8 protein-coding genes are annotated in these 13,566 nt (G+C 36.9%); 2 read left to right on the forward strand and 6 right to left on the reverse strand.

The features are described 5' to 3' along the window. Positions 1–17: 17 nt before the first annotated feature. The 6 genes from B0X80_RS12285 to mltF form a co-directional block, all read right to left on the reverse strand. Complete coding sequence (locus tag B0X80_RS12285; protein WP_077340853.1) at positions 18–506, reverse strand: CvpA family protein; 489 nt, start codon at positions 504–506, stop codon at positions 18–20. A 71-nt stretch (positions 507–577) separates the two neighbouring features. Beyond that, complete coding sequence (locus B0X80_RS12290) at positions 578–1,261, reverse strand: SPOR domain-containing protein (protein WP_077340674.1); 684 nt, start codon at positions 1,259–1,261, stop codon at positions 578–580. Between the two features lie 53 nt (positions 1,262–1,314). Next, entirely contained in the window at positions 1,315–2,574 is a 1,260-nt protein-coding gene (gene folC / locus B0X80_RS12295; protein WP_077340676.1) for a bifunctional tetrahydrofolate synthase/dihydrofolate synthase, read from the reverse strand. Positions 2,575–2,615: 41 nt separating this feature from the next. Continuing rightward, positions 2,616–3,482, reverse strand: coding sequence for an acetyl-CoA carboxylase, carboxyltransferase subunit beta (accD, locus tag B0X80_RS12300; RefSeq protein ID WP_076418205.1), 867 nt, complete (start codon positions 3,480–3,482; stop codon positions 2,616–2,618). 171 nt (positions 3,483–3,653) lie between these two features. Then, positions 3,654–4,436: a tRNA pseudouridine(38-40) synthase TruA gene (gene truA, locus B0X80_RS12305; protein WP_077340678.1), complete on the reverse strand. Its 783-nt coding sequence runs from the start codon at positions 4,434–4,436 to the stop codon at positions 3,654–3,656. 384 nt (positions 4,437–4,820) lie between these two features. Next, a complete protein-coding gene (gene mltF / locus B0X80_RS12310; RefSeq protein ID WP_245825455.1) occupies positions 4,821–6,317 on the reverse strand; it encodes a membrane-bound lytic murein transglycosylase MltF in 1,497 nt (498 codons plus the stop codon). A gap of 412 nt (positions 6,318–6,729) precedes the next feature. On the opposite strand from mltF, the gene purL reads away from it, so the two are divergent. Beyond that, positions 6,730–10,647, forward strand: coding sequence for a phosphoribosylformylglycinamidine synthase (purL, locus tag B0X80_RS12315; protein ID WP_077340855.1), 3,918 nt, complete (start codon positions 6,730–6,732; stop codon positions 10,645–10,647). A gap of 532 nt (positions 10,648–11,179) precedes the next feature. Beyond that, positions 11,180–13,441 carry an endo-1,4-beta-xylanase gene (locus tag B0X80_RS12320; protein WP_077340680.1) on the forward strand — a complete coding sequence of 754 codons (2,262 nt, stop codon included), beginning with the start codon at positions 11,180–11,182 and terminating at the stop codon, positions 13,439–13,441. Positions 13,442–13,566 lie beyond the last annotated feature (125 nt).

The following is a 13,566-nucleotide window of genomic DNA, read 5'->3' on the forward strand; positions in this document are numbered from 1 at the left end:
AATTATTCTCCGCTGACTTACGATTGTATTAAAAAACTTGATGACTGTTTAAGGTATTCAAAAAACCAAACAACAATCAATTTAAATTCGGGGATAAGCAATGAGTTCTGCCACCATACGGTTGATGGAGCAGGAGTAAAGGCATCTAATAAAAATAATATGGCGCTAACAATTAAGACACCTCTTAAAGCGCCAAAAGCTAAACCTAATACACGATCAGTACCTGAAAGACCTGTTTTATTAACAAGCTGACCAATTATATAATTAACTAATGCCCCGATAATAAGGGTAGAAACGAAAAGTACAGTAATTGCCGCTGCATTTCGAAGGAATTGATCTGAGATATTTGTAAGAAAAACGGCTAGGTCGCTATAGAAAGTACTCGCGATAAAAAAGGCACCGATCCAAATGACAACCGAAATCGCTTCTTTAACAAAACCACGTACTAAACTTACTAGTGTTGAAATACCTATTATTGCTAATATGGCATAATCTACCCAAATCATCATTTGAATGTTCTCATTGATTAGAGGCGCGCATTCTATCAGATGCTAACCAATTAAAGCTATTAATTTTATTATTTAGTAGGATAAAAACGAGTAACTTTACCTTCAACATGAGTTAACGCTTTGAGTGGCTTAATTTTATTTTCTAAAGACGTTTTATTAATATCAGGCCCTACAAAAACCTTTGTTAACGTACCATTTTTAGTGTTTATAGGTCGTGTGAATGTGGTATACCCATGATATTTTAGTTTTTCAATTAACTCTACAACATTCTTTTTATGTCTGAAGCTCCCTAATTGAATAACCCAAGTTTCTTTTACGTTTATTTTTTTGGGTAGACTAGATGTTTCTGCTTTTTTGATCGCAACATCTTCTTTCTTGACCACTTTTTTATCGAGTGTGTCAGGTTTTGTTAACTTATTAACTTTAACGATATCATTGGACAAAACAGGAGAATTTTGAGCTGTTTCATTTTTGCTTCCATCACTCTCTACGCTTTCATTAGCAGGAAATTGAAGTAAATTATCTTGTTCTACTTCAACAACTTGCTCTTCTTTAGGCGCTATGACTTTTAATTTTTCTGTAGGAAAGGACTTGGCCGGAACATTGAGATCAATTTTAGGAGCTTGGGGGATATTTTCAAATTCAGCATTATATTTCTTTTTATTCCCATCAAGAAGATCGGGTAAAAAAATAATCGCTACAGCCGCAACAATTACAGTTCCAACTATTCGGTTTTGAAAAGGTGTAGACAAACTAAACTCCTAAAATTAACTTACACTTAAGCTTTACTACTAATTATTCAACACTAAACCAGTAGTCGCCTTATTTCTGCCACGGTATAAAATGATCCATATACTAAGATGAGATCTTTTGGACTCGCCACCGAACTAGCCATTTTAAATGCTTGAGTGACATTGTCAAAGCAATTAACTGACTCAGTTGAAAGGTTTAATTTTTCCGAAAGTTGCTGAGCAGTAGCTCCACGACTTACTTGTAAATCACCTAAATACCATACACTTACATTGTTTTTTAAAGGTAACAAAGCATTTGTAATATCTTTATCTGCTAACATACCGACTACAGCAAAAACTTTACTATAGTTCATATCTTTTAATTGTTGAGCTAAATACCTTGCAGCTTGCGGGTTATGCCCTACATCAAGAATTACATCACAATCTTTAACAAAAAGTTCTGTACGCCCAGCCACTTTAGTTAACTCAATTACAGCATTAATTTTGTCACTATTAATGGTAACGTCTAATAAAGAAAGTACCGTAAGCGCGGTTGCTACGTTATCGATGGGAATATAAGGTTTATTAAGCTTCTCATAAACATTGTGATTTAATGAAAAAGACCAGTTGATCTTATTTTTTGTTAAAGAAAATTGTTTATCCCTACACAATAACTTCGCGTTAATAGTATTAGCATGTTTTAACACTGATATTGGCGGCTCTGCATCACCTACAACAGCATACGTGCTTTCACGCATAATGCCCGCTTTTTCAAAACCAATTTTTTCTCTTGTATCACCTAAAAAGGCCTGATGATCGAGATCAATTGTAGTCAGCACAGCAACATCACAATCAACCATGTTAGTTGCATCTAAACGCCCACCTAATCCAACTTCCAAAATGAGATAATCAGGCTTAAGTTCACTCACTATAATGAGAGCTGCTAGGGTTGTATATTCATAATAGCTTAATGATATTTCTGCTCGAATTTTTTCTATAATTTCAAAAGCTTTAATTAAAGACTGATCGCTTACATTTACATGGTTTATACGTAGTCGTTCATTAAACGTTTCAATATGAGGTGAAGAGTATACCGCTACAGAATATTTTTCATTTGATAGGTAGTTTTCTATAAAAGCACATGTTGTACCTTTGCCGTTAGTACCAGCAACAGTTATAACTTTTGTACCGCTTAAATCAATAGGTAAAGATTCAGCCACTTGTTTGATACGAGTTAACCCCATATCTATTTCAGTAAAATGAATGCTTTCAATATAAGAAAGCCACTCATCAAGTGTTGATCTTGATGTGTGGCTTGATAAGTTTTTAGTCATGTAATAATACTTAACCTTGCTATAACTTAATAAAAAATTTATTAAGAAGCTTTAGGGCTTTCATATCCCATAAATTTAGCTAGCATACGCGATAAAGTAGAACGCATTTCTCTACGGTCTACAATTAAATCAATCGCACCTTTCTCTTTCAAAAACTCGCTACGCTGGAAACCTTCAGGCAATTTTTCACGTACAGTTTGCTCGATAACACGCGGACCAGCAAAACCAATTAACGCTTTTGGCTCTGCAACATTAATATCACCTAACATAGCTAAACTTGCTGATACTCCACCCATTGTAGGATCAGTAAGCACAGATACATAAGGTAAACCTTTTTCGCTCATTTTGGCTAATGCAGCACTTGTTTTTGCCATTTGCATTAACGAGAACAAGGCTTCTTGCATACGTGCTCCGCCACTTGCTGAAAAGCAAACAAACGGTAAATTATGCTCTAAACAATATTCAACACCTTTAACAAAACGAGCACCAACAACAGAAGCCATTGAACCACCTAAGAATGAAAACTCAAATGCAGCAACTACAATAGGTGCACCCATTAATTCGCCCTTCATAACCACTAAAGCATCTTTTTCGCCTGTAGCTTTTTGTGCTGCACTGATACGATCTTTGTATTTTTTAGAGTCTTTAAACTTTAAAATATCTTGTGCTTCAAATTCTTCGCCTAGCTCAATTCTGCCATCAGGATCTAAAAATCCATCAATACGTTTTCTCGCACTGATACGCATATGGTGGTCACATTTTGGACAAACCGACATTTGGCGATCTAGTTCAACTTTGTATAATACCGCATTACATTCAGTACATTTGCTCCAAACACCTTCTGGAACACCGCGTTTTTGCGTAGCCTTAGATTTGGCTTTTGGGAGAATTTTTTCTATCCAGCTCATAATATAAATTTTGCCTATTGCATAAGAGAAGAAGATTGAAACGATTAAAAAACCATCAAAACAATCAAACACATAGTAATAATCTAATATAACCCGTAATTAAACCATAGTTTACTCTATTTTTGATACAAAAAACTGGTCTATTGAGTTAGTTATTTATTAAAACTGAAGTTAAGTTAAAAATAAAGGACCTAAATGACGCTTTGGAATATTAAATTCTTCAGGATAATCGACATCAACAAAATAAAGTCCTGCAGCCGCTGCTGTCATTCCTGCTACACACCTATTCTGAGCATCTAGTACTTCTTTTATCCATAATACAGGACGATCCCCTTGCCCTACTTCCATTAATGAACCTGCAATATTTCTCACCATATGATGTAAAAAAGCATTGCCTTTTACATCTATAACGAGATAATTATTAAAACGACTTACATTACAGTGATACAAGGTTCTAATAGCCGAATGAGACTGACAGTGAACCGTTCTATAGGAAGTGAAATCATGACGTCCTAATAGTAGTTGAGCGGCCTGGTGCATTAAATTTTCATCTAATGGTTGATGACAAAAACTAATACCGTGACTGAGAATAGCTGAACGTAATCTTGAATTATAAATAACATAACGATAGCGTCTGGCTGTTGCACTAAACCTAGCATGAAATTCATCGCTTACAGGTTTAACCCAAGTAACAGCTATGTCTGAAGGAAGGTGTGTATTAACGCCAAGAGTCCAAGCAACGTCTTTACGAATTTGGTCGGTATCAAAATGAACAACTTGATTCGTTGCATTAACACCTGTATCGGTTCGCCCAGCGCAAATAACTTCGATGGGTTCATTAGCTATCTTAGATAAAGCCTCTTCAACCCTTTGCTGAACACCAATACCATTATTTTGGCGTTGCCAACCACAGTATTTACTGCCGTCGTATTCAATACCTAGTGCATACCGCATAATAATCTCCACATTTAAGGAGGCGCATTATCCACTACTTTTACCACAAAAAACAATTTTCTTGATATTTCTTAATAATAGACGAAAAGTTAATTCTTTATTATTGGTAAATATACCTGCGTAATTTTATAAATAAACAAAGAGCAATTAGAATTAGTGCTAATTACTCTTTTCTTCTAAAAGAATAGTTTCTTGTATAAATTGTGACTGACGTCGACCCATAGTTTTACTTTTTTGACGATTTAATTGTCTTCTTCTTTGGCAACTAACTAAACGTTTTCTTGTATTAAATGACATTATATATCTCCTGTTTAAATGCCATTATGCTGATAGAATATGAATAAAATATGACAATAAATAATTTATTTGTATCAAGAGATAAATTTAAGAGCTAGCAGGTTCTACCAAAGAGGAATCTTCATTATTTTCGAGAGATGTTGCTTCTTTAGGTTCTACTGATAAAGCTTCAATCGGTGTATCTTCAACAATCACATCTTCTTCATCAATACTTTGTTGATCCATCCATTCCAGCGTATCGTAATAGCGGCGAATGTTCTCAACATAATTTACAGGCTCATCTCCTCGAGCATAGCCGTACTTAGTTTTTTTATAATATTTTTTTTGCTTTAACAAAGGTAAGCGTGATTTAACTTCGACCCAACGATCAGGATCTCCACCTTGTCGTTGAGTAATAATACGGGCATCGTTTAAATGCCCAAAACCAACATTGTATGAAGCCAAAGCAAACCATAAACGATCTGGATATGGTATACGTTCAGGCATTTTATCAATCATACGTTTAATATACTTTGCACCACCTCTAATACTCTGCTCAACATCAAGTCGACTTTTTATACCCATTTGTTTAGCTGTAGGCAAAGTAAGCATCATCATACCTCTAACGCCAGTATGAGAACGAGCGTTAGGATTCCAATGTGATTCTTGATAACTAATTGCCGCTAATAGTTTCCAATCAACCTCTTGACCATGTTTTTCAAAAATAGGCTGATATTTAGGTAACTTCTCTTCAATCGCCTTAATAAACATACGAGTATCAACATAATTGAATTGTTCAATATGTCCATAATATTTATCATCTAATGCGAGTAAAGTGCCATCGTGATGAACTTCACCAAAAAATTCAACTAAGCTAGCTAAAATTGAAGTGTCGTTTTCTTTACTAACTAACCAAGCTAATTTCTCTTCTTGTTTAATTGTAAATCCAATACTAATTTCGGGGTAATATCGACGACTGATTGCGAGTGCATTACTATCTATAACGGTGTAATCAATTTCTTCTTCTAATACTTTTAATAAGAGTTCTTCAGCATCAAGCTCTGAGCTTTCTTCCCAAATTAAATTATCGTTCGTACGTTTTAATTTAGCTAAGTTTTCGGCATGGCTAGTTCGAGCTGTAACCACTAACTTTCCATTGAGAGCCTCTAGTGTTCTTGGCCTAACTTTTCCCTGTTTATAAACAAGTTTTTGACTGACATTGTCATAACTAGGCGCTACGCTATATTCTTGCAGTCGCTTATTAGTTGCCGCTAAACCTGCCGCTAAAAAATCAACATCGCCAGAGTCTAATTTAGGAAATAAGTCGTCAATATGATAAGCAGGAACAACAACAAGTTTTACGCCTAAATAATCAGCATATTTTTTTGCTAATTCATATTCAAAACCTGTAGGGCCCTCGGCTTCTATGTAATAGCTAGTAGGTCCATACAATGTACCTACCGTCACGTAACCTCGTTCTATAATTCTTTGCAAACCAGAAACTTGATTAGCAGGCTGACAACCAGATATAAGCGCACATACTAATAAAACAAATGGCATTGTATGCAATATATTATCTGAAAGTTTTCGTAGTAAGTAATTCATAACTCTTATTGTGTCGTTATTTAGACTAATTCGCAAAGAACTTTTTAACAAAAAATAAGGGATGTTGCTCTTTCAAGGTAAATTTTATTCAATTTAAAACGTATTTAATAGCGTAGAAATCTTTATGTATATACCCGTTATCATTCAAGATACAGGTTGCAGTGAGGACTAAATTCGTTTGAATGACCTCAAAGGCCCCCCTTTAATAATTAATAAACCCTACTCTTTGATTAGATTAAGAAAGTATACCTTATCTCTCTTTAAATTTTAAAAGAAATTGAACGATAAGTAGCACAACATTTTCAACGTTAAAGTAATACAGATTGCTGTATATTAAAATGAATTAGGTATATACTACGCGCGCTTTTTTCCTTATTAATCTAACCCGGTGAAATAGACTATGTCGATGTTGATGAAAACCCTTCGCGGCGCTCCTGCACTCTCTGAATTTAAAGTAAAAAAATTACTTAACCAATGTGCTGAGCTATCACTTCCTGTTACGGATATTTATTCAGAATACACCCACTTTGCTCATATCTCTGAAGAACTTACTAGCGAAGAGTCGCACGTTTTACAACAGCTGCTTAAATACGGGCCAACTATTGAAACACATGAACCCGCTGGCAATTTTGTATTAATTACACCTCGCCCGGGTACTATTTCACCATGGTCATCTAAATCAACAGATATCGCACATAATTGTGGCCTTAATAAAGTTATTCGCTTAGAGCGTGGTATTGCTTATTACATTCAAGCTGATGCACTTTCTAATGAACAACAAGCTCAGTTAAATAACTTAATTCATGATCGTATGATGGAAGCTGTATTTTCAGAAATGGGTCAAGCAACTTCACTTTTCGCAACAGCTGAGCCGGGTGAGTTAACATCAATCGATATAATGAACGGTGGTAAAGGTGCATTAGTTGCTGCAAACATTAACTTAGGTTTAGCGCTTGCTGAAGATGAGGTTAATTACTTATTTGAAAACTTTACAAAATTAGGCCGCAACCCTAACGACATCGAACTTTATATGTTTGCTCAAGCAAACTCTGAACATTGTCGTCATAAAATATTCAATGCAGATTGGACAATCGATGGCGTAAAACAGCCAAAATCATTGTTCAAAATGATCCGTAATACTCATGAACTTAATGCTGATTACGTACTCAGCGCTTATAAAGATAATGCTGCAGTTATGGTGGGTAATAAAGGCGGACGTTTCTTCCCTAACCCAGTAACGAATGAATATAGTTATAACCATGAAGACATTCAAATTTTAATGAAGGTTGAAACACACAATCACCCTACCGCTATTTCCCCTTACCCAGGTGCAGCTACTGGTAGTGGTGGTGAAATTCGTGATGAAGGCGCTACCGGTGTTGGTTCAAAACCCAAAGCAGGTTTAGTGGGTTTTTCAGTTTCAAACTTACGTATTCCTAACTTTGAGCAGCCTTGGGAAACAGATTTTGGTAAGCCATCACGTATTGTTTCTGCATTAGACATTATGCTTGAAGGTCCATTAGGTGGCGCTGCATTTAACAACGAATTTGGTCGCCCTGCGATTTTAGGTTACTTCCGTACTTACGAAGAAGAAGTTAATTCTTTTAACGGTAAAGAAGTTCGTGGTTATCACAAACCTATTATGCTTGCGGGTGGTTTAGGTAACATTCGTGACGAACACGTACAAAAAGGTGACATTGTTGTTGGTGCGAACTTAATCGCATTAGGTGGCCCAGCAATGAACATTGGTTTAGGTGGTGGTGCAGCTTCTTCAATGGCCTCAGGTCAGTCAGCTGAAAACTTAGACTTTGCATCAGTTCAACGTGAAAACCCAGAAATGGAACGTCGTTGCCAAGAAGTTATCGATAAATGTTGGCAGTTAGGTGATGCAAATCCAATTTTATTTATTCATGATGTTGGCGCTGGTGGTTTATCTAACGCATTTCCTGAATTAGTTTCTGATGGTGGTCGTGGTGGTGTATTTGAATTACGTAATGTACCAAACGACGAACGTAGCATGGCACCTCACGAAATTTGGTGTAATGAATCTCAAGAACGTTATGTACTAGCAGTTTCTGATGAACAATTAGAACAATTTACCAAGATTTGTGAACGTGAGCGTGCTCCTTTTGCTGTTGTTGGTAGAGCAACAGAAGAAGAACATTTAACGGTTACTGATTCACACTTTGCTGATGTTGATAACTTAAAAACTCCTATCGATTTACCACTAGACGTACTTTTAGGTAAAACCCCTAAAATTATTAGAGATGTTAAAACGGCAACAGCTGCTGGTGACGAACTAGCATTAGATAATATTACTCTTGAAGATGCAGCACAGCGTATTTTAACGTTACCAACTGTTGCTGAAAAAACTTTTCTTATTACCATTGGTGATAGATCAGTAACGGGTATGGTTAACAGAGATCAAATGGTGGGTCCTTGGCAAGTACCAGTAGCTGATTGTGGAGTAACTGCATCAGCACTTGATTCTTACCACGGTGAAGCTATGTCGTTAGGTGAACGTACACCCGTTGCTTTATTAAACTTTGGTGCCTCTGCTCGTTTAGCCGTAGCGGAATCTTTAACAAACATTGCTTGTGCTGACATCGGCGATTTAAACCGTATTAAACTTTCAGCAAACTGGATGTCGCCAGCGGGTCACCCTGGTGAAGATGCTGGTTTATATGAAGCAGTTAAAGCTATTGGCGAAGAGTTATGTCCGGCATTAGGATTAACAATTCCAGTGGGTAAAGACTCTATGTCGATGAAAACTCAGTGGGAAGAAAACGGCGAGAACAAGTCAGTAACCTCTCCTCTTTCATTAGTTATCACTGCATTTGGTGTTGTTGAAGATATTCGTAAAACAGTAACCCCACAATTACGTACTGATTTAGGTGAAACAGCCCTTATCGCAATTGATTTATCGCAAGGTAAAAATCGTTTAGGTGGTTCATGTTTAGCACAAGTTTATAAACAACTTGGTACTGAAACACCAGATGTAGATAGCCCAGAAGCATTAAAAGGCTTCTTTAACGCGATTCAAGCATTAGTTGCGCAAGAAAAATTAATCGCTTATCACGATAGATCTGATGGCGGCTTATTTACTACTGTTGCTGAAATGGCATTTGCGGGTCACACTGGTGCAGACATCGATTTATCAGCACTTAAAGGTAATGATTTAGAAATACTATTTAACGAAGAGTTAGGTGCTGTAATTCAAGTACGTGAAAGTGATTTAGACGCTGTTAATGCTGTATTTGCAGAGCATAATATTGCCGATTGCTGTAACACTATTGGTAGCCTGAACAATGAAGATACCATTCGCTTTACTCGTGATGGTGAAGAAGTATTAGCTAACTCTCGTACTTATTACCGTACACTTTGGGCACAAACCACATTCAAAATGCAGTCACTACGTGATAACCCTGAATGTGCTCAACAAGAACACGACGTTAAATTTGATACTGAAGACCCAGGCTTAAACGCTGAGTTAACGTTCGATATTAACGACGATATTGTTGCTAACCTAATTGCTAAAGATGCAACGAATAACACCAACCCTAAGATTGCTATTTTACGTGAGCAAGGTGTTAACTCTCATGTTGAAATGGCAGCTGCATTTGACCGTGCTGGTTTTGTAGCAATTGATGTTCATATGTCTGACATTTTAGCAGGCAGAACAGACTTAGCTGACTTTAACGGCTTAGTGGCTTGTGGTGGTTTCTCTTACGGTGATGTTTTAGGTGCTGGTGAAGGTTGGGCAAAATCAATTTTATTCAACGCCAACGCTCGTGAAATGTTTAAAACATTCTTCCACCGTGAAGACACATTCAGTTTAGGTGTGTGTAATGGTTGTCAGATGCTATCAAACCTTAAGGAAATCATCCCTGGTTCTGAAGCATGGCCACGTTTTGTACAAAACAAATCAGAGCGTTTTGAAGCACGTTTCAGTTTAGTTGAAATTCAAGAAAGTCCTTCAATCTTCTTCAAAGGAATGGAAGGTTCAAGAATGCCTATCGCTGTTTCACATGGCGAAGGTAGAACAGAATTTAGCTCAGATGAAGCGATTGATGCTGCTAACGCGTCAGGTACTGTATCTATTCGTTATGTAGACAACTACGGTCAAGTAACTGAAACATACCCTGCGAACCCTAACGGCTCACCTGATGGTATTACATCACTTACAACAACTGATGGTCGTGTAACGATTATGATGCCGCATCCTGAACGTGTATTTAGAACAGTAGCCAACTCATGGCACCCAGACGAATGGCAAGAAGATTCACCATGGGTAAGAATGTTCCGTAACGCTCGTAAATTTATTGGTTAAATACCGGTACGTTGTAATGCAAATTCATATATCAAGTAAAGGGCGCATTTAGCGCCCTTTTTTATAGCTCACTCCATTTTCAACAAGGTTAATACAAAAATATCTTCAAGATAGATAGACAAATCCCGCTTAAACAACCATCAAAATTTTCATCAATCTATTTATGCCTCAACGCCCAGTAAAAACCAAGCCACCATAATGATAACGTTAACACAAAATCAAAACACCTTCACACAACCAAGATAAGGTAAAAATGACTACAAACCTTTACCGCACAAAGAGATAAACAATAAAACACCAAAAATACTGATCTACATTAAATAAAAATCATATTGACATAAACAAAACACACATGTAATAGTGCTCAAGAACGAATGATAACGCTAACTTTTTAACACCAATTCACTTGGTTTTATAAAAGTATTTCTAGGCTTAACACAATATAAATAAAAGTAAGCCTTAGAATAAAGTCTCGATGGCTTTTAGTACGCAGACTCATTTTTTCTTCTTTTAAACATAGGAAAATATAAAAATGAATAAAACCTTAGTTAAAGTGGCAGGAATAGTGACCATTATGTCTCTATTAACTGCATGTATGGGGAGTGATACAGATCCTAAAGTGCCAGAAACACCTGAGGTACCAGAAACACCTGAAGTACCAGAAACACCAAATGTTCCAGAAGAACCAGAAATGGCTGACATAACTAATGGTGGATTTGAAGAAGATTCTGCCGGCCAAATGTCACCATTAGGCAACTGGGTGTTAAGGCCTTCTCAAGAAGACGGTGCTATTTCTACCATTGAAGTAATCGAGTCAACAGAAGGTGATAATAGTTATAAAGGAACAAAGGCAATTGAAGTTGTTGTCGAGGCTTTAGGGGCAAACCCATGGGCAATTGAAGCAGCTTATGAAGATATTCCTGTTGTTGGAGGTAAAGTATACGAATTTAGTGTTTGGGTTAAAGGTGAAGAAGGAACAAGTGCTGACTTTTGGGTTCAAACACCAGCTCCTGCCTATGGTCAACTCGCTCTAATAAAAGAAACGTTAACGGGTGAGTGGCAAGAAATCAAATTAACAGCGACTACTGCCGAAGCAGACTCTTTGATTAGATTAGCTATTCATTTTTCAAAAGAAGAGAATATTGGCAAGTCTATATACCTAGATGAATTTTCAGGTATTGTACTGCCTGATGCACCGGTTGAAGAAATTCCGGATGTAGAATACAGCGCAGTTACAGCACAAAGCTTAAAAGCAATATCGCCTGATTTTAACATTGGTGTAGCTGTTCCGGCGGGTGGTTTTGCGAACAGCATAATCGACAGACCTGAAGTGCAAACGGTTATTGAACAACACTTTAATCAGTTATCTGCTGAAAACATTATGAAGCCTACCTATTTACAACCAACTCAAGGCGAGTTTTTCTATGATGATGCAGATGAACTTGTTAACTATGCTAAAGACAATTCACTCACTGTACACGGTCATGTTTTTGTATGGCATTCACAAATAGCGGGCTGGATGCAAAGTTTCGAAGGTGAGAAAGCTGACTGGATAACCATGATGGAAAATCATGTAACACAAATAGCCACTCATTTTGAAGAAGAAGGTGATAACGATACAGTGACTAGCTGGGATGTTGTTAATGAAGCCTTTATGGAAAATGGTGAATACCGTGGTGCCAAAACGACTACTGATGGCGCCGATGCATCTGTTTGGTACGAAAACATTGGTACTGAATTTATACCAAGAGCATTTACAGCAGCCAGAGCAGCAGATCCAGATGCTGACTTATACTACAACGATTACAACCTGATCTGGAATGCTACTAAATTAGATGCTGTTATTAATATGGTTACTGATTTTCAAGCTGATGGCGTACCGATTGATGGCATAGGTTTCCAGTCTCATATTTCAGTTAACAGTCCTAATATTACAACAATAAGAGCACAGCTACAGAAAGTCGTAGATCTAGGTCTAAAAGTAAAAATAACTGAGCTGGATGTTCGTATGAACAATGAAGGTGGCGTACCTTTAACTTACCTAACAAGTGAAAGAGCTGATGAACAAAAGCAATATTATCATGATATTGTTGAAGCATACCTAGATGTAGTTCCTGAAGATCAACGTGGTGGCATCACTATTTGGGGAGTAATTGATGGAGATAGCTGGTTACAAACCTGGCCTGAACCTACTACCGAATGGCCATTATTATTCTTCAATGACTATACACCAAAACCAGCACTACAAGGTTTCGCTGATGCATTAGTAGAGTACTTTGGAGAAGTTGAAACTCCGGATGCTTCAAACGAATTGTTAACAAATGGTAACTTTGAAGCTGGACTTGGTTCATGGGTAGCCCGTGGTGATGCAACAGTAACGTTAGAAACTACCGAAGTACACGGTGGTAATAATAGTGCTTTAGTTGTAGGACGAACGGCTACTTGGCAAGGTATACAAAAAGATGTTAAGGGCTTATTCACGGCTAATGAAACTTATAGCGTTTCTGCATGGGTCAAGTTATCTGATGATAGTAGTACAGTTACACCTGGTATGAAGCTAACCCTAGAAATAAAACACGATGTAGATACCGATGGAACTATAACTGAAAAGACTGACTATCTTGAACTTACTACTGTTACAACAGTAAGTGCTAGTAATTGGATAAAACTATCAGGTACTTACACGCATACAATAGCAACTGCAGAAAATTCAGCTGCAATTTATGTTGAAGCAAATGATATAGCCGTTGATTTTTATGTTGATGATATAATGGTTACATTGGTAGAAGAATAAAATATTTATTATGATTTAGTTAGCATTTCAAAATAGAGTTTTAAGATGCTCGACTGATATTATAAAAAGGGCTCGCTAATATTAATTAGCGAGCCCTTTTTTATATTAGGGTCTGTTAATCTTTG

This window comes from Pseudocolwellia agarivorans (assembly GCF_002000085.1).
In the GTDB taxonomy this organism is placed as follows: domain Bacteria; phylum Pseudomonadota; class Gammaproteobacteria; order Enterobacterales; family Alteromonadaceae; genus Pseudocolwellia; species Pseudocolwellia agarivorans.